The 18,124-nt window shown below is 63.3% G+C and carries 18 protein-coding genes; 7 read left to right on the top strand and 11 right to left on the bottom strand.

Features of this window, described 5'->3' with window-relative positions; genetic code table 11:
• Positions 1-13: 13 nt before the first annotated feature.
• From NO934_RS04765 to NO934_RS04750, 4 genes are all read left to right on the top strand, one after another.
• On the top strand, positions 14-775 hold the full coding sequence (locus NO934_RS04765; RefSeq protein ID WP_309162615.1) for an amino acid ABC transporter ATP-binding protein: 762 nt from the start codon (positions 14-16) through the stop codon (positions 773-775).
• Between the two features lie 11 nt (positions 776-786).
• Entirely contained in the window at positions 787-1,728 is a 942-nt protein-coding gene (locus NO934_RS04760; RefSeq protein ID WP_309162613.1) for a 2-hydroxyacid dehydrogenase, read from the top strand.
• A gap of 164 nt (positions 1,729-1,892) precedes the next feature.
• On the top strand, positions 1,893-2,963 hold the full coding sequence (locus NO934_RS04755) for a polysaccharide pyruvyl transferase family protein (RefSeq protein WP_309162610.1): 1,071 nt from the start codon (positions 1,893-1,895) through the stop codon (positions 2,961-2,963).
• Complete coding sequence (locus NO934_RS04750) at positions 2,947-4,347, top strand: Coenzyme F420 hydrogenase/dehydrogenase, beta subunit C-terminal domain (protein ID WP_309162609.1); 1,401 nt, start codon at positions 2,947-2,949, stop codon at positions 4,345-4,347. The genes NO934_RS04755 and NO934_RS04750 overlap by 17 nt, the downstream gene beginning before the upstream one ends.
• Before the next feature lie 3 nt (positions 4,348-4,350).
• Here NO934_RS04750 and NO934_RS04745 read toward each other — a convergent pair whose 3' ends face one another.
• From NO934_RS04745 to NO934_RS04735, 3 genes are read right to left on the bottom strand one after another with little or no spacing between them, the layout of a single operon-like run.
• Positions 4,351-5,310: a TIGR03885 family FMN-dependent LLM class oxidoreductase gene (locus NO934_RS04745; protein WP_309162608.1), complete on the bottom strand. Its 960-nt coding sequence runs from the start codon at positions 5,308-5,310 to the stop codon at positions 4,351-4,353.
• Positions 5,311-5,355: 45 nt separating this feature from the next.
• Positions 5,356-6,201 carry a formate dehydrogenase accessory sulfurtransferase FdhD gene (fdhD, locus tag NO934_RS04740; RefSeq protein WP_309162606.1) on the bottom strand — a complete coding sequence of 282 codons (846 nt, stop codon included), beginning with the start codon at positions 6,199-6,201 and terminating at the stop codon, positions 5,356-5,358.
• Complete coding sequence (locus tag NO934_RS04735; RefSeq protein WP_309162604.1) at positions 6,198-8,507, bottom strand: FdhF/YdeP family oxidoreductase; 2,310 nt, start codon at positions 8,505-8,507, stop codon at positions 6,198-6,200. The genes fdhD and NO934_RS04735 overlap by 4 nt, the downstream gene beginning before the upstream one ends.
• Positions 8,508-8,732: 225 nt before the next feature.
• Between NO934_RS04735 and NO934_RS04730 the strand changes: the two genes are divergently transcribed.
• From NO934_RS04730 to NO934_RS04720, 3 genes are all read left to right on the top strand, one after another.
• Positions 8,733-9,764 (top strand): ABC transporter substrate-binding protein, encoded by a 1,032-nt coding sequence (locus NO934_RS04730; RefSeq protein ID WP_309162603.1) that lies wholly within the window; start codon positions 8,733-8,735, stop codon positions 9,762-9,764.
• 177 nt (positions 9,765-9,941) lie between these two features.
• A complete protein-coding gene (locus tag NO934_RS04725) occupies positions 9,942-10,733 on the top strand; it encodes an ABC transporter ATP-binding protein (protein ID WP_309162602.1) in 792 nt (263 codons plus the stop codon).
• Positions 10,730-11,548 (top strand): ABC transporter permease, encoded by an 819-nt coding sequence (locus NO934_RS04720; protein WP_309162601.1) that lies wholly within the window; start codon positions 10,730-10,732, stop codon positions 11,546-11,548. The genes NO934_RS04725 and NO934_RS04720 overlap by 4 nt, the downstream gene beginning before the upstream one ends.
• A gap of 24 nt (positions 11,549-11,572) precedes the next feature.
• On the opposite strand, the gene NO934_RS04715 is transcribed toward NO934_RS04720, so the two are convergent.
• The 8 genes from NO934_RS04715 to NO934_RS04680 all read right to left on the bottom strand — a co-directional run bounded on the left by NO934_RS04715 (position 11,573) and on the right by NO934_RS04680 (position 18,123).
• Entirely contained in the window at positions 11,573-11,920 is a 348-nt protein-coding gene (locus tag NO934_RS04715; RefSeq protein ID WP_309162600.1) for a hypothetical protein, read from the bottom strand.
• A 246-nt stretch (positions 11,921-12,166) separates the two neighbouring features.
• Positions 12,167-12,832, bottom strand: a complete 666-nt coding sequence (locus tag NO934_RS04710; protein ID WP_309162598.1) for a hypothetical protein — start codon at positions 12,830-12,832, stop codon at positions 12,167-12,169.
• 15 nt (positions 12,833-12,847) lie between these two features.
• Entirely contained in the window at positions 12,848-13,252 is a 405-nt protein-coding gene (locus NO934_RS04705; RefSeq protein WP_309162597.1) for a hypothetical protein, read from the bottom strand.
• A gap of 3 nt (positions 13,253-13,255) precedes the next feature.
• The gene (locus NO934_RS04700; protein WP_309162594.1) at positions 13,256-14,533 is read right to left on the bottom strand and encodes a hypothetical protein; all 1,278 of its coding nucleotides are present in this window, start codon (positions 14,531-14,533) and stop codon (positions 13,256-13,258) included.
• Positions 14,534-14,680: 147 nt separating this feature from the next.
• Positions 14,681-15,280, bottom strand: coding sequence for a hypothetical protein (locus NO934_RS04695; RefSeq protein WP_309162590.1), 600 nt, complete (start codon positions 15,278-15,280; stop codon positions 14,681-14,683).
• A gap of 90 nt (positions 15,281-15,370) precedes the next feature.
• Complete coding sequence (locus NO934_RS04690; RefSeq protein WP_309162588.1) at positions 15,371-16,159, bottom strand: heme ABC transporter ATP-binding protein; 789 nt, start codon at positions 16,157-16,159, stop codon at positions 15,371-15,373.
• Positions 16,160-16,165: 6 nt separating this feature from the next.
• Positions 16,166-17,257 carry an iron ABC transporter permease gene (locus tag NO934_RS04685; RefSeq protein WP_309162587.1) on the bottom strand — a complete coding sequence of 364 codons (1,092 nt, stop codon included), beginning with the start codon at positions 17,255-17,257 and terminating at the stop codon, positions 16,166-16,168.
• Positions 17,258-17,262: 5 nt separating this feature from the next.
• The gene (locus NO934_RS04680; RefSeq protein ID WP_309162585.1) at positions 17,263-18,123 is read right to left on the bottom strand and encodes an ABC transporter substrate-binding protein; all 861 of its coding nucleotides are present in this window, start codon (positions 18,121-18,123) and stop codon (positions 17,263-17,265) included.
• Between the last annotated feature and the right edge of the window lies 1 nt (position 18,124).

The following is an 18,124-nucleotide window of genomic DNA, read 5'->3' as shown; positions in this document are numbered from 1 at the left end:
TTGAGGGCAGAACATGGTTACCGATGCTGCACGAAACGATACCGAAATCGCCGTACGCATGAGCGGCGTCGAGAAATGGTACGGCAGCTACCATGCCCTCAAGGCCATCGAACTATCGGTCGCACGCGGCGAAAAGATCGTCGTGTGCGGCCCTTCGGGTTCGGGAAAATCCACCCTTATCCGCTGTATCAACCAGCTTGAAACCGTACAGAGCGGAACGATCGTGGTGGAGGGGGTCGAACTGACCGCCGGGGCGGAAAATGTCGAGAAGATCCGCCGCGAGGTCGGCATGGTGTTTCAGCAGTTCAACCTCTTCCCTCACATGACGGTTCTGGACAATTGCGTGTTGGCGCCGATGAAGGTGAGGGGCGTGAGCAGGGCAGAGGCAGAGGCCACGGCGCGCCGCTATCTCGAACGCGTGCGCATTCCCGAGCAGGCGGACAAATATCCGGCCCAGCTCTCAGGGGGGCAGCAGCAACGCGTGGCGATCGCACGGGCATTGTGCATGAACCCCAAGATCATGCTTTTTGACGAACCGACCTCGGCTCTGGACCCCGAAATGGTCAACGAAGTGCTCGACACAATGATCGATCTGGCCAGCGAGGGGATGACCATGCTGGTGGTGACCCATGAGATGGGCTTCGCCCGCAAGGTGGCGGACCGGGTGATCTTCATGGACAAGGGCGAAATCGTCGAGAGCGGCGAGCCCGAGAGCTTCTTTTCCAATCCGCAGAACGAGCGGACCAAGACCTTCCTGGGTCAGATTTCACATTGATAGGCAAGCCAATGATAGAGCCGATCCTGGCGTTCGACACCCTTATCGAGCCCATCGGGTCCGACCTCGCGGGCCGCTACCGGTTGATTTCCGCACAAGACGCTTCGGCGGAGACCATGCTCACGGGATTTCGGGCGGTCCTCACGAACGGGGCGCTCGGGGTCGATCGCTCCTGGATCGAACGGATGCCCAACCTCGAACTGATCGCGGTCAATGGTGTGGGGACCGACAGGATCGATCTCGATCTCTGTGCGCAAAGGAAGATCCATGTTGCAACGACGCTCGGGATTCTAACCGATGACGTTGCGGACATGGCAATAGGGCTGATGCTGGCCGTACTTCGCGACATGGGGCGCGGACGGGACCTGGTGCGCTCGGGCGAATGGGCGCGGGGTGGAAAGCTTGCCCTGTCCCGTTCGGCCTCGGGCAAGAAAGTGGGAATTGTCGGGCTGGGCGCTATCGGCCGGGCGATAGCGGAAAGGGCGGCGGCCTTCAAAATGGAGATAGGGTTCTGGAACCGGTCGGAAAAGTCGGTGCCCCAATGGAGAGCCTTTCCCAGCCCCCTCGAGCTCGCGCGCTGGGCGGACGTGCTGATCGTCGCCGTTGCAGCAACCGCGAGTACTGAGGGCCTCGTTGATCGCGCCGTGATCGAGGCACTGGGAAACGAGGGATATCTCGTCAATATTGCACGGGGAAGCGTGATAGACGAGAACGCGCTGATCGAGGCGCTCGAAGCGCGGGCCATTGCCGGTGCCGGTCTTGATGTGTTCCTCGGCGAGCCCAGGATAGATGAGCGATTCCTGAAGCTCGATAACGTTTTCTCCGTGCCCCATGTCGGCAGCGCCACCGTGGAAACGCGCACCGCCATGGCGGAATTGGTCAGAGAGAATATCGACGCCTATTTCGCCGGGCGCCAACCACCGACATCGGTGACGGCAAGCCGGTTCACCTGACGCGGCGGGAGCTCGGGGATTTCACGCTCCGGGGCACGGAGTGGACCGATAAAGCCATGCTGAACTCCGCGATTGCCAAGGGTTAAGCTGGACGGCGGAGCGGAACGCATGCCCTGCGGCGCCATTGGGTCAAGGCGACACCAATGAGCCGGAAGGCTTCCTTTATGCCCATTGCTCCCCGCATCGCTGTCCTCACCTTCCACCGCTGCATCAATTATGGCTCATACTGGCAGGCTCGCTGCCTCGTCGAGGGTCTGCGCGAACGGGGACATGGCGCGGTGCTCCTCGATCATCATTCTGAGCGCGTCAAACGCGCCGAGTGGCGCTGCGCTCTTCAACCCCTGCTGCCAAAAAGGAGCGAAAGGGCCGATCTACCGCTTTATGCCGGTAAGATGCGGAGGTTCCTCGATGCCATCGACAGCTTGCCGTTGTCGAAACCTTTCGCGCTCGATCGGCCATCGGAAATGGACCCCCATGAGCTGGTACTCGTGGGCAGCGACGAAGTCTGGAATTTGCGCCATCCCTGGTATGGCGGTCACCCCGTCTTTTTCGGCGAGGGGCTGCGGGCCGGGCAAATCGCCTCCTATGCGGCGAGCTTCGGCAATCAGGATGCCGGTGAAGGGCTCGATGGCCGTTGGGCCGGCAAGCTGCGCGATTTCTCGCGGATTTCCATCCGCGACCAGAACTCGCGCCGTCTTGTGGAGGATGCGCTTGGCTGCGAGCCCGAACTGGTGCTCGACCCGTGCCTACAATTTTCCCATCTGATCGAGGGTAAGGCGCCGCGCCGCCTGCCGCCATATCTGGCCGTCTATGGGCACGGTTTCCCTCAGTGGTTCACCGACAATGTGCGCGTTTTCGCCCAGGATAAAGGCCTGCGGCTTATCAGCATCGGCTATCGCAACGATTGGGCAGACGCGCAATGGATTGATGCCGGACCGGAAGACTTTGCTGGCTTCATGGCCGGGGCCCAGGCGGTGGTCACCACGTTCTTTCATGGCTGTGTCTTTGCACTCGTCAACCAAAAGCCGTTCGCGTGTGCCTTGACCGATTATCGCTCCAACAAGATCCGCGACCTGACCGAAACCGTCGGCGCCCGGCGGCATCTGGTGGGGCAGGAGACCCCGTCGAGCCAATATTGGGACATTCTCGGGGAAGCACCCGAGAGGACGATCCCGCATCGCATCGCGATCCTCAAACGGCGCTCGGACGCCTATCTCGATGCCGTCTGCAACTGAGCCCGCACAGCCCGCCATCAGCCCCAAAGCCATGCTGCGCTCGGGCCTCTGCATCGGCTGCGGCGGCTGTGTCGCCCAGGCGGGCAAGGGGGACGTGCATATGGCGTGGAACGCCTATGGGCAGCTCCAGCCAACCGGCGCGCGCGATTGGCTGGAGACGCCGAGTCCCACCCTGGCGCGCACATGTCCGTTCTCCCCCTTCGCCCGCGATGAGGACGACCTGGCGGCCGGCAATTTTCCCGCCGCACCCAATCGGGATTGGCATATCGGCCGCTATGAGGCCGCCTATGTCGGCCACGCCGCCGAGAACGGGTTCCGTGCCCAGGGCAGCTCCGGCGGCATGGTGAGTTGGGTCGCAACCGAGTTGTTGCGGCGGGGCCTCGTGGATGGCGTGGCCCATGTCGCGCCTGCCGATGATGGCGCGTTTTTCCGCTATGTGGTCTCGCGCAGCCCCGAACAGATCCATGCCGGGGCGAAGTCGCGCTATTATCCGATCGAGCTTTCAGGGGTGATCGAGACCATCCGCACCGTGCCAGGGCGCTATGCGGTTGTGGGCATCCCCTGTTTCATCAAGGCCGTCCATCTGCTGTGCGCGCAGGATCCGGTGCTTGCCGAGCGCATCGCCTTCACCCTTGGCCTGTTCTGCGGACATATGAAAAGCGCCCGGTTCGTTGAAAGCTTCGCCTGGCAGATGGATCGGCAAATCGATGCCGTCGAAAAAGTGGACTACCGCCTCAAGAACGCCGATCGTCCCGCCAATTGGTACACTGCGCAACTGACCGATCGAAGCGGCGAAAAGCACGTCAAGGATTGGTGGCATCTTGCCGATGGCGATTGGGGTGCGGGGTTCTTCCAGAATTCGGCCTGCAATTTCTGCGATGACGTGGTGGCGGAAACCGCCGATATCGCCTTCGGCGACGCCTGGGTGGAACCCTATGCATCCGATGGCCGAGGCACCAATGTGGTGATCGTGCGCTCGCCGCAGCTCAAGGCCATCCTTGACGAAGGAATGGCTCAAGGACGTCTCGCGCTTGACCAGGTCGATCACGAATTCATCCGCCAAACCCAGGCCGCCGGCTTCCGCCAGCGGCGCGAGGGATTGGCCTTCCGCCTCACCTGGCCGCGCTTGGGCATCAGGCCCAAAAAGCGTGTCGCGCCCGGCGCCGAGGATCTCTCGCTGCGCCGAAAGCTCATCTATTTCATGCGCTATCAGATCAGCGCCTGGAGCCATCGCATGTTCTGGCTGGCCCGCAGGCTCGATCGGCCGGGCCTCTACCTGCGCTGGGCGCGCCTTGCCCTTTCCACCTATCATGGCCTGGCCTATTCGCGCGGCCGCATAGGCCAGATCATGGACCGGATGGGGCTCAAGGGCAGGGAAGGCTAGAACTTACCTCAGTTCCGGAAGCACCCGCTCGCCAAAGGTTTCGATGAACGGCCGCTGTTCGAGCCCCACATGGTGGAGGTAAAGCCCGTCAAAACCCAGATCGGCCAACTCTCCCAGCCACTCGACGAACCGCCCCGGCTCGCTCGAGATCAGCACTGAACCGTGCATATCCTCCTTGCGCACGAATTTCGATGCCTCATCGAAATGCTCGGCAAGCTCCAGATCCCAGCACAGGGGAGGGGAGAACACGTTCGTTCGCCATTGCTCGAATGCGATGGCCAGCGCCGTTTCGTCATCATGCGCATAAGCGAGGTGGATCTGGATGTAGATCGGCTTGCCCTCGCCGCCGCCAGTTCGGAAAGCCTCGATCACGCGCCGCAAAGTGTCATGTGGCTGGTTGATGGTGATGAGCCCGTCGGCCCACGAGCCCACCCATCGTGCTGTTTCGGCGCTGACGGCGGCGCCGATCAGCTCCGGCGGCCGCTCCGGAAGCGTCCAGAGCTTCGCCCGGTCGACGGCAACGAGCCCGTCATGGGTCACCGTCTCGCCGGCAAAGAGCCGTCGCATCACATCCACGCACTCACCCAGCCGCGCATTGCGCACCGGCTTGATGGGCCAGGGATCGCCTGTGATGTGTTCGTTTGCCGCTTCCCCCGAGCCGAGCGCCAGCCAGAAGCGGCCGGGAAACATCTGGGCCAGCGTGGCTCCCGCCTGCGCGATGATGGCGGGATGGTAACGCTGTCCGGGCGCGTTGACGACGCCGAACCCGAACGATGTCGCCTGCAGCGCCGCGCCAAGCCAGGCCCAGGCAAAGCCCGATTGCCCCTGTCTTGCGCTCCAGGGCGCAAAATGATCCGAACACATCGCCGCATCGAAACCGGCTTGTTCGGCAAGGCATACCGCCTTGAGCAGAGACCCTGGATCGATCTGCTCGTGAGAGGCGTGAAATCCGATAAGGGGCATCGTCTAGGAAGCTCCAGGCCAACCATGGCAGAACGGCAGCGCCTCTTATGTGTTCCCCCATTCCGGCCGCAGCCCGGCCCTGCCGTGGAACCCGCCGCCACGATCGGCCCGCACGCGATGCCCGCATGTGAACACCTCGAACCCGTCATCCCGCGCAACGCCGATCAGCGTAATGTTGCACGCCTCGGCGGTGCGCACCGCCAAAGCTGTAGGGACCGAAACGGCCGCGATGAGCCCGAACCCCGCTATAGCCGCCTTCTGGATCAGTTCGATCGAAACCCGGCTGGTGAGAAGCAGGATCGCAGGCTGCTGATCGCCCGTCAGCATCGCCCCGATGAGCTTATCGAGCGCATTGTGACGTCCCACGTCCTCCCGCACCATCCCAAATCCACGTTCGGGCGACCAGCTTGCCGCCGCGTGTACAGCGTGGGTGAGCCCGTTGAGGTGCTGCTCGCCGCGCAGCAATTGCACCGCCTGCCGCAGCAAAGACGCATCGACGGCAAGGTCCTCGTGGAGCACCGCCGGTAGCGCCCGGCTGGCTTCCTGCAGGCTTTCGATCCCGCACAGGCCGCAGCCGGTCGGCCCAGCCGCTCTGCGCCGGCGCGCCAGAAGGCGATCGGCCTTGCTCGGCTCGATCCATAACCGAAGTTCTATCCCCTCGCCATGCTCGACGATATCGAGGCTTTCGATCTCCCCCTTATCGTCGATGATGCCTTCGGAAATGCAGAACCCCAGCGCAAAATCGGCGAGATCGGTAGGCGTGGCCATCATCACGCCCACGCTCGTGCCATTGCAGACAATCGCCACCGGAACTTCCTCGGGCACGGCCCGGGTGATCACTTCCGCCTTCGTTCCCAGTTTAAGCGGATGGGTTAGCCGTGCCGGGTTCACGCCGTATTCTCCCGCATGGGCACGATGGTCACGGGAACCGATTTGGCGGCCGGCACGTGGCTGCGTTCAGCCCGCTGGTAAAGCGGCACGAGCACGTTGGCTTCCGGATAATAGGCGCCCACACACCCACGAGGAATGTCGTAGGGAACGACCGTCAGCCCATCGAGCCGCCGGTGAACCCCGTCATCGGCCTTGGCGACAAGGGCGATCTCCTGGCCCTTGTCGAGGTCGAACCGTTCCATATCGGCCTCGTTGAGCAGCACCACCATGCGCGATCCATAGATGCCCCGGAACCGGTCGCGATAGCCATAGACAGTTGTGTTGAACTGGTCGTTGCTGCGAAGGGTGACGAGTCTTAGCACCCCATCGTCCTCGCCGGTATCGAAGCTGGCATTGAGCGCGCTTGGGGTGATGAAATTGGCCTTGCCCGTCTCGGTATTCCATTTCCGCTCGCGTGCCGGGATCGGCTTGCCGAACCCGCCCTTTTCGCGGATGCGCGTGTTGAACCCGCCGAACATATCCGGCCAGGTCTGGGCAATCGCATCACGGACCAGGTCGTAATTGCTCACCCAGCCATCCCAGTCCGGCCCATTGTTGCGCGGACCCAGCGTCGCCTTGGCCATGTTGGCGACGATCCAGGGCTCGGAGCGCAAGTGCTCGCTGGCCGGTTCGCGCTTGCCATGGGAGGAGTGGAAGACCCCGGTGGAATCCTCCATCGACACCATCTGTTCGCCGCTCGCCTGGCGGTCGATCTCGATCCGGCCCAGGCAGGGCAGCAGGTAGGCCGTCTGCCCATTGAACAGATGGCTGCGATTGAGCTTGGTCGCGATCTGCACCGTAAGGCGCATATGCGGCCAGTGCGTCTCCATCGGGCCACGATCGGGAACCGCCCGCAGGAAGTTGCCGCCAAGCCCGATAAAGGCATCGACTTCGCCCTTGATGATCCCTTCGCAGGTCTCCACCGTATCGTGTCCCTTCTCACGCGGCGGCTCGAAGTCAAATTGCTCGGCCAGTCGGTCGAGAGGCACCAGTTCAGGCTTTTCGGAAATTCCCACCGTGCGCTGGCCCTGCACGTTGGAGTGGCCGCGCACCGGGCAGATGCCCGCACCGGGCCGCCCGATATTGCCGCGCAAGAGCAGCAGGTTGACCAGCATCTGGACGGTCTCCACCCCCAGCTTGTGCTGGGTCAGTCCCATGCCATAGATGCCGATGACGTTGCGGGACTTGGCGTAGATCTTTGCCACCATCTCCATGTCGGTGCGCGTCAGCCCGCTTTCGCGTTCGAGCTCGCCCCACTCCTGCGCGGCAACGAATGCCTCAAGGCCCGCAAAGCCGTCAGTATGCTCGGCGATGAATTCGGTGTCGAACACGCCCCACCCGGCGCCGTCGCGGCTCTCGCGATCCAGCGTGAACAGCGCCTTGCAGATGCCGGTGATTGCCGCGATGTCGCCGCCGGCCCGCACCTGATAATAAAGGTTCGAAATCTGCGTTTGGTCCGTCGAGAGCATCTGCGCGGGATTTTGCGGGTCGACGAACCGCTCCAGGCCCCTTTCGCGCAGCGGATTGAACGTGATGATCGTCGTTCCGCGCTCAACCGCATCCTTGAGCTGGTGCAGCATCCGGGGGCTGTTCGATCCCACGTTCTGACCGAAGAACAAGATCAGGTCGACCTCGTCGAAATCCTCCAGCCGAACCGTGCCCACCGGCACCCCGATCGATTCCGGCAGCGCCACGGACGTGGATTCATGGCACATGTTGGAGCTGTCGGGCAGGTTGTTGTGGCCGAACATGCGCGCGAAGAGCTGATACATATAAGAGGCTTCGAGCGAGGCCCGTCCTGAGGTATAAAACACCGCCCGTCGCGGATCGCGCGCCCCGATCGCCCTCAGTTCTCTCCCGATATCGGAGATCGCTTCGTCCCACTCCACCGGTTCGTACCGGTCGAGGTCGTGATTGAACCGCATGGGATGGGTCAGACGGCCCACCTCTTCGAGGTCGTGGTCGGACCACTCGCGCAACTCGCTTGCGGTGTGCTTGGCAAAAAAGTCCGGCGTTGCCCGCTTCTTGGTGATTTCCGCAAAAGTCGCCTTGGCGCCGTTTTCGCAAAATTCGGCAGCATGGGTCGGCCGCGGTTTGGCCCAGGCGCAGCTCACGCACATGAAGCCATCGGGCTTGTTCTGCACCATAAGCTCCGCTGTCGCGCCCGGCATCACCCCTTGCTTGGCCATGTGTCGGGCCACCGATTTGATCGAGCCCCATCCCCCTGCCGGTCCTTCATAGGGTTCCAAGTGGAGTTTGCGCGCCATGCCTTCACCTCGTCCTATCGCATTGATTGCTCAATGTCGGTGGCAAGGCTCGGTTCCGGGACGCATCGGACGGGCTAACCGAAATGATGCCGGATTGAACAAATACCGTAGGCGGCGTGCATATAGTTTGATCACTTGCAAGTCATTGCCTAAGAACAGGCATTTTCCCCTTTACAGCCCGGAGATCGCGAGCTTTGATCCCCTTGGAAAACAAGAGGGAACCAAATGCTTCACCTGAGACAGTTCGCGTTTGCCGTCGGGGCTCTGGCTTTCGGCACGGGCTTGGGCGCGCCCGCATGGGCGCAGGAATTGACGCCGGTCCGGTTCACGCTCGACTGGCGCATCGAGGGGCCTGCCGCCGGCTTCATGCTCGCCGAGGCCAACGGCTATTTCGAAGAGGAAGGCCTCGATGTCACCTTCGACGTCGGCAATGGCTCGGTGGACGTCATTCCGCGCGTTGCGACCGGCGCCTATGACATGGGCTTTGGCGACATCAATTCGCTCATCAAGTTCCTCGATGAGGACGCGAGCCAGCCGATCAAGGCCATCATGATGATCTACGAAACGCCCACCTTCTCCATCGTGGGGCGCAGATCGCTGGGCATCACCGACGATCCGGCCTCGCTCGAAGGCAAGACCTTGGGCGCACCCCCGCCCGACGGTGCGTTCGCCCAATGGCCGGCCTTTGTCGAGGCATCGGGGATCGATACCTCCGACATCACCATCGAATCCATCGGCTTTCCGGTGCGCGAGCCCATGCTTGCCCAGGGTGATGTCGATGCGGTGTTCGGCTTTGCCTTTTCGGTGATCCTCAATTTGAAGGCCCAGGGCGTCCCCGATGAGGATATCGTGCCGATCATGATGGCCGATCACGGGCTCGATCTTTATGGCAACGCCATCATGGTCAACACCAATTTCGCCGCCGAAAATCCCGAGGTGGTTCAAGGCATGCTGCGGGCGCTGACCAGGGGCTTTGCCGATGCTGTGGCCGATCCGGCGGCCGGCGCGGAGGCGGTGGTCGCTGCCAATGACATTCTCGATGTCGCCATCGAAACCGAGCGCCTGACCATGGCCAATGAGATGAACATCTACACCCCCTATGTGCAGGAAAACGGGTTCGGCGGCGTGGACATGGAGCGCCTTGACGCCTCCATCGAGCAGTTGGGCACCTCGATCGGCATCTCGTCGGATATTTCCGCGGCGGATGTCTTTGACGACAGCTTCTTGCCTCCGGCAGAAGAGCGCATGTTCAACTGACGATAGGCACAAATGCCGGGCCTACGGGCCCGGCTCCAGAGCGTGCCCAGCAAAAAGCATGTCCCCGGCTTGACCGGGCATGGAAACGGTTTTGCGGTTCGGACGCGCGATAAAACAAAGACTTAGAGCAATTGAAGCGATTCGGAGAAAAGCGGAAATGCTCTAGGGAGGATATGGATGGACAAGCCATTGGTTGAAATCGACGATGTCGACATGCGCTATGGCGGCGCCGACGGTACATTGGCCGTTGCCGGGCTCGACATGAAGGTCAAAAAGGGCGAGTTCGCCGCCGTCGTCGGCCCTTCGGGGTGCGGGAAATCGACATTGATGAAGCTCGTCACCGGGCTTCATCTTCCTCAGAAGGGCAACGTCACCGTTGCGGGCGCCCGCGTCACCAAGCCGGTGTCGATCGTGGGCATGGCGTTCCAGAACCCCACCATGCTGCCCTGGCGCACCACGCTCGACAACATCCTGCTCCCCCTTGAGATCGTCGAGAAACACCGCCATCGCCTGCGCAGGCACAAGGCCGAATATGTGGCCAAGGCCGAAGTGCTGCTCGAGACCGTGGGCCTCAAGGGCTTTGGCGAGAAATTCCCCTGGCAGCTTTCGGGCGGCATGCAGCAGCGCGCCAATCTGTGCCGGGCCCTGATCCACGAGCCCGAACTGCTCATGCTCGATGAGCCGTTCGGCGCGCTCGACGCTTTCACCCGCGAGGAGCTCTGGCAGGTGATCCGCGACCTCCATGCCGCGCAAGGCGTGACCATCGTGCTCGTCACCCACGATCTGCGCGAAGCGGCGTTTCTTGCCGACACCATCCATGTGATGAGCGCGCGCCCCGGCCGCATCCTCGACGTGCATGACGTGCCGTTCCCCCGGCCGCGCCAACTCGATGTCATGTACGAGCCCGAGTTCAACGATCTGGTGCACGCCCTGCGCGGCCAGATCGCCGATGCGAGGGCGGCCGCATGACCGATACGCCCGCTCCCGCCGTGGTCAAGTCCGAGCCGATCGCCAGGCAGCCGTTCAACTGGCTGCCCTGGATGCCCTGGATCTACACCGTCGCACTGTTCGTGCTTTGGGAGGTCGGCGTCCTGCTTTCCGGGCTGCCGCACACCATTCTGCCCGCCCCCTCGCGCGTCTTCGGGGCCATCGTGCAATATTGGCCGGCCATCCAGCGGCACTCCCTCCAGACGCTCTATACCACCTCGTTGGGCTTTGTTCTCGCGGTGGGCGGCGGCTTGGCCCTGGGCCTGCTGATCGGCTGGTCGCGGACCATCTATGCCGGGATCTACCCCATCATGGTGGGGTTCAACGCCATTCCCAAGGTGGCGCTGGTGCCCGTTCTGGTCATCTGGTTCGGCATCGGAACGGTCCCGGCCGTGCTGACGGCCTTCCTCATTGCCTTTTTCCCCATTGTCGTGAATGTGGCCACGGGCCTTGCCACCATCGAGCCGGAAACCGAGGATGTGCTGCGCGCCCTGGGGGCGAAAAAGATCGACATCATGCTCAAGGTCGGCATTCCGCGCTCGATGCCGTATTTCTTCGGTTCGCTCAAGGTCGCCATCACGCTCGCTTTTGTCGGCTCGGTGATTTCCGAAACCGTCGCCGCCAATTCCGGCCTCGGCTTCATGATGAGTTCGGCCCAGAGCCAGTTCAACGTTCCGCTCGTCTTCGCCGGCCTGGTGATGCTCGCCATCGAAGGCATTGCGATGTATGCGCTCATGGCCTGGATCGAAAAACGCACCACCGGCTGGGCGCACCGCTCCACCACAATGGCCGGTTGAGCAACCGAGTAGGGCGCCCGGGCCCTACCTGAAGGTCAGGGGCGCGGCCTGCTCATACGCCCGCGCGCCGATTTCCTCGACTGCGGCCTGATCCTTGCCGTAGACCCGTACGATGAGCTGCTGCCCGTCGCTCCACAATTGATAAGACACCGCGAAATCGCCCGTCGCGGTGCGGGCTTGCGTTACGAACCCGACGGCGGAAGCAAAAGCAATCTCCTTGGTGCCGTAATAGGCCGCTTCGCCGCCCATTTGCGATGCGTTGGCCTCGCCGATTTCGGTATAGGTCTGAGCGGTGGTTTCGCCCGAACGGATCTCCCATCGTCTGGGACAACGCGCACCTCGAGCAGCATCGTGCCGTCGCAGCCCGTGCACATGCCGATATAATTCCCCTCGCGCACGCCGGCGAACCAATCCGGCGGGCTGACGCCCTCGATGGAGAGGGTGGACCAGTCCGGCGCCAGAAATTCCGCAGTCGCGGGAACCGGCGCCAATACCGTCAGCGCCGTGAGCGTGGCAAATATACGGGCGGATCGCATCATCGGTCTCCCAAATATCGATCAACATGCAGGCTAGCGGGCGGCAATAACCGTAGCGTGACGCACGGAACTCCCGAGCCCGCTATTGCGTCCGCCAGGCATCGGGCGCGATCCATGGCGCCTCTACCGTCGGGTTTTGCGGCCGGGGCAGATTGGTGAAGATGGCAACGGGCAGCACCGTATCCGTCCCGATTGCGGCGTCCGCATCCGGGCCGATGACGATTTGCCCGTCCTGTGCATGCGCCGCGCGCCGCCCGAGAATGGCGATGGCAAAGATATAGCCGTCGCGCTGGTATCCGGCCGATGTGATTGCCCAGCCCTCGTGCCGGAAGCGATCGTCTCGCGTCCAGCCGCTATCGAGGGCGTTCTGGTCCAGCATTTCGATCAGCGTGGCGGGGCCGTCAACCATCTGCCGCGTCTCGCGCGCATGCAGCGGCCGGTCGGGGCGCCACAGATATGTCGTCTCCCAGACATCGGCATAGCTGGCCTCGGCCAGCGCCCTGTAAGGTGCGGTCATATCGAGAAACAACAGGCTTTGAACCGGCGGAATCTCCGCCGGATAGCTGCCGATCCCGATGCTTTCAGGCAGCACCATGGGCTCGGGCGCGGAACCGCGCAGCAATGGCTGCCATAGGTGGGGCGCCGCCGCCGCCGCGGCGATACCCGCCCCAAAAATCAGGCCAATGACCACCCCGATCCAAATCCTCGAAGATCGCAAACCCGGACGCTCCGCTACGTTATCCTGCATGCCCTAGCCCGCTCCTCAACGTTGCTGAACCTGGGGCCGAAGCTCCTCGACCCGGCTCTCGAGATTGGCGGGCGAAACGTCCCATCGCCCGTGATCGTCATATTCGAAATCGGCCATGATCTGAGGACCAGGCGCCATAAGCTGCAGCAGGCAGACTTTCCAGCTTTCCCGGCCATCGACCTGCATGGCGGCCGCGAGTTCCTGGGCCTTTTCGATCGTGGGCCTCGACGCACGCGGTATCGCCGCCTCCCAGCTCCCATCCGGGCGGTAGAGATAACCGAACACGCGGCGGCGCGGCCTGACCCCGATCACCAGGGCTATCGCCTGCCAGGGCTTGCCTTGGAATTCCTCGTCGGCCACGATCTGCCGGGCAAGCTCGCCCAATATCGTGTCGGCAGCGGCTTGGTCAAAACCGGACATGCCTCACTCCTCCTTGAGGTAGTTGTCGCCGCCGATCACCAGCAACTCGTCGCTGCCGGGCTCGGGCAGAAAAAGGCTCTGCGTCACGGTTTGCCCATCCTCACCGGTCAGCATGAGCTCATAGCCCTCCACCCGATAAGTGCCCGACTGGAGCGGATCGGCACCGGCCCCGGCTACCGATGTGGTCGCATCAGCGCCATCGAAGCTGGACATGAACCCCGATGAACCCGTCAGCGAGAACCGGCCGTCGGGTGTGAGCGTCAGGATCCGTTCGGACGAAACCCCGCCCGAACTGGTTGCCGTCATGCCGCTCGATGCCCAGAAAAAACGCCAGGTCCCTTCGAACGTCGTCCCCGCAGACAGCGGCGGGACGCGATCATAGGTCGTATCGCCGATGACCAGTTGCTCCTTGCCGCCGCTGAACCGTTCCCGGCTGACCTCGAGTATGCCGTATTGATTGGCGACCTCGGCCATTTCGATCGTGTCCGCCGATGAGAACACCCCTCCGCCCAGCAGCCTGTAGGTGCCGCAATCGGTCGGTGCGCTGGCACAATGGTCGGGGATCGTCCCGGCCGGAATGACGGTGCTGAAAAGCCCGCCGGGGTCGAGCGCAAGCACCCGGTTCTCGGCCACGAAGTCCAGGCCACCGAACACATTGGGCATCAGCGTCGAGGTCAGCGTCGTGTAGATCCCTTCGAGCCCACCGGCCCCCTCGGGCGGCGCAAGCGCGAAGGCCTCTTCGTCGGACGAGAACCGCACGCTCCGAACGATATCGGAAAACGCCGCCTCGGCCACCTCGGAATCCTCGTCGTGAAGCTCCATTTCGATCAGCATGATGTACTGCCCGAGCCCTTCGGTGGCGATGCCGGCCAGCGTGGCGGAAACCGTCAGGTCCTGCTGGCTCGTGCAGCAGCGCAGCTCCACGCGGATATCGTGGCCGTTGACGGTACGCCCTTCGCTGTCGATCAGCGGGTCGTCTTCGGCCAGTTCGGGAAACAGGCCGAAGAGCTGGTCGAAGCTGGCGTCGAAATCGGTGGCGTTGGTGACCGGGAGGATCTGGATCAGCGCCGCGCCGGCCTCATCGCGCCCGGCCGCTTCGTCACGATCCCAGGTCCTGCGCAGGATGATGCTGCCCGACCCTTCCTGGCGCTCCCAGCCCGTGTCGGGCAGGCTGAACGTGACGCCGCTGAGCGTTACATCCTCGGCGTGGGCGTCCGCCAGGGGCAGAACGCAAATGAGACAGGCAAGGCATGATCTGAGAAAACCCGGAAACTTCGACATTGGCGATCCTCCCCGCTGCCCAATGACATTCCGCTCCCCATTGTGATCGCTCACCTTAGCGCGATTACGACACTTGTGATGTCCTGGGCGGCGGCAGGACCGGTCAGGAGCGCAACCAGAGCAAGAACGCGCATCGATGTCGCTCCACTAATTGGCGGGTTCCGGCAGCGGTGCGCTGGCCAGGGCCTGGATCTGATCGGTGCGGTACGTCCCCAGGCTTTCGAGGAATGCGCGGCCGTTTTCCTCGCCATAAGCCCGGTGGGAGAGGGCGAAAAGGAGTATGCCCGCGTTGCCCTCGCCATCTTCATAGGGCGCATACCGATAGGCATTCCATTCGATGACGAGTTCGCCCTCGGCGGTTCTGTCGCTGAGCAGAAAATCCAAAAGCGCTTCCCCGCTCGCCTCATTCTCGATGAGGTCCATATTGAGCAGTGGATCGTTGGGACGGCCCTGGTTGAGGTTTTCCACCTGCGCCGCGGCGGCCTGCAGCGGCTCGATGGCGCCGATCAGCGTTTCGATGATGACCATGTCCTCGAAAGCCTCGACGGTCTGTCCGGCCGGGACATATTCATGCTTGATGTAATTGTCCTGCGGGCTCGAGCTCCACGCCAGTTCGTATTGCTCGCCACCCAACGCGATCGGCCCGGGCAGCCCGAGATAATCGTTCACTTGGGCAAACGGAGCCGTCACCGACAGCGCATAGCTCATCGCAATCGCTGCCAGGCGCAGCGTGAACCCAAAACCCATTGCCATCCCTCCCGCTCGGTTCCACCGGACTTTATCCGACCATTTTTATCAGGAGTACGACAAGCCTTCATTCGTTCGCCTTGATCGCGGCTACCGCGCCGATTGCGGCAGCAGGAAGGGCATGCCGGCCGGCGGCGTGCTGTTGAGGCGCAAAGGGCAGGCAAAAACCGTTTCGATCACCGCATCGGTGATCGCGGTGCGGCTCGTTCCTTGGGAGACCACCTGACCTTGGCTCATCACCGCGATACGGTCCGCATACATCACCGCCAGGTTGAGATCGTGCAGCACCGCGATCACTCCGCCACCCGCCTGGGCATAATCGCGCGCGATGTCCATGATCAGGAGCTGGTGGCGGATATCGAGGCTCGAAATCGGCTCGTCGAGCAGCAGGTAGCGCGGCTCGCCCTCGAGCACCGGCGTCCAGACCTGGCACAGCACGCGCGCCAATTGCACCCGCTGCTGCTCGCCCCCTGAAAGCTCGTTGTAGTACCGGCCGCCGAACCCGGCGAGATCCACGCGGGCCAGCGCCATCTCCGGCAGGCGTTCGGCCTCACGTTCGGACACTCCCGATATGCCGCCCGAGAGCCCCAGCCGCACAACCTCGTGCACCGAAAAGGGAAAGGTCAGCACGCTCGATTGCGGCAGCACCGCGCGGACCGCCGCGCTCTGCCAGGGCTTGAGGCTCTTGAGCGGATTGCCGTTGATGCTGACCTCGCCACGGGCGGCGATTTCCCCGGTCAAGGCCTTGAGCAGGGTCGATTTCCCCGATCCGTTCGGCCCGACAATGACGGTCATTTCCCCTGGACGCGCCGAAAAATCGACCCCTCGCAAAATCTCGCGCCGCCCGATCGCGTATCGGATATCGCTTGCGTGATACATGGCTGACTACCAGGCCAAATGGTTTCTGCGCCGCAGCAGGATATAGAGGAAAAACGGCCCCCCCACGCTCGCGGTGATGATGCCGATGGGCAGTTCCGCCGGTGCCACGATCACGCGGCTGATCGCGTCCGCGCCGAGCAGAAACGCCGCGCCCAGCAAGCCAGAGGCCGGCAGCAGATAGCGGTGATCGGGCCCGATCAGGATGCGCAGAAGGTGCGGCACGACGATGCCCACGAACCCGATGCCCCCGCTCACCGCCACGGCCGCGCCCACACAGGCGGCAACCGCCCCGATGGCGACATTCTTGAGCCTTTGGACATCTACACCCATGTGGTGGGCCGACGCCTCGCCCAGCGTCAGCGCATTGAGCCCCCGCCACAGCATGAGCGAAACCACGATCCCCGTGACCATGAATGGCGCGCTGGCGATGACTTTCATCCAATTGGCTCCGGCCAGCGAACCCAGCCCCCAGAAGGTGAGGTCGCGCAACTGCACGTCGTTGGCGATATAGACCAGCATGCCCGTCACCGCGCCCGAGAGCGCCCCGATGGCGATGCCCGCCAGCAGCATGGTGGCGATGGCCGTCTGCCCGCGCTGGGTCGATACCCGGTAAAGAATGATCGTCGTGAGCGCGCCGCCCCCGAACGCGGCGATCGGCACCGCGTAAATGCCCAGCACAGCGCTGATCGGCGCCAGCACCGTTCCGCCGAGCACGATGAACAGCACGGCGCCGAGCCCGGCGCCGGCCGAAACCCCCACTAGGCCGGGATCGGCCAGCGGGTTGCGGAACATGCCCTGCATGACGACGCCCGAGATCGCCAGCCCAGCACCCACCATGGCGCCCAGCACCATGCGCGGCAGCCGGATCTCGTTGATGATCAGCATGGCCCGAGCCGCCGAGGCGTCCTCGGCGCCCCCCAGCCCGAGCCAGATCGCCGCCGCATCGAGGGCCGATACGCCCGAGGCGCCGGTGAACAGGCTCACGAGGATTGCCACCCCGAGCAGCGCCACGAGGCCAGCCAGCACCAGGCGCGCCAGCCCGCTTCGGTCGCCCTGGCGGCCCGAAGCGATGGCGTGCCGTATGGCGATCATGCTCATGGGGTTCAGTCTTCCCCGGCGTAGATGGCTTGGGAAAGCTCGCGGGCCGCCGAAGCGGCGCGCGGGCCGAAGCCGAGCAGATATTCCCCGTCCATGCGGATGATGGCGCCGGTCTGTCCCGCCGTGGTCAGCGAAACGGCGGGATGGTTGAGCAGTTCGGCATCATTCACCGCATGGTCGCCGCCCCGGTCCATCATCAAAATGACGTCGGGATTGGCATTGATGATCGCCTCTTCGGTGAGCTGCCGATACCCCTCATATTCGGTGATCGCGTTGTCGGCTCCCGCCAGTGCGATGATCCCATCCGCCGCCGTCCCCGTGCCCGAGGCGTTGAGCCGTCCGCCAGCCATCGAAAGGATGAACAGCACAGATTTGCGCTCGCCGATTTCCGCGGTCAGCTCCTCCACCGCAGCAAAATCGGCGGCGATGCGGGCGTTGAGCGCTTCGGCATCCTCGTTTAGCCCCAGCGCGGCCCCCACCATCTCGACCTTGGTGGCCACGCCCGCCGCATCATAGCTTTCCGGTACCGTGACAATGGGAACGCTGGCGCTCTGGAGCACCTCGAGCGCTTCGAGCGGTCCGGCTCCTTCGAGCATCAGAAGCGCGGTGGGCTCCACTGAAAGCACCCCCTCGGGCGCCAGGGCGCGCATATAGCCCACATCGGGCAATTCCGCCGCCGCCTCGGGATAAGTGCCAGTGGAATCGCGGGCAACGAGATAATCCTCGGCCCCCAATTCGAAGACGATTTCGGTGAGCGAGCCGCCGATGGTGACAAGGCGCGAGGGATCCTCGAAAGGCGTAATCTCCTGACCCAAGGCCAGGGCAGGGGCGGAAAAAACGGTCAGGGCAAGAAGGATGTGGCGCATG

Source organism: Pelagibacterium sp. H642 (assembly GCF_031202855.1).
GTDB lineage: Bacteria > Pseudomonadota > Alphaproteobacteria > Rhizobiales > Devosiaceae > Pelagibacterium.
This window is presented reverse-complemented; position numbering and strand designations above follow the sequence as displayed.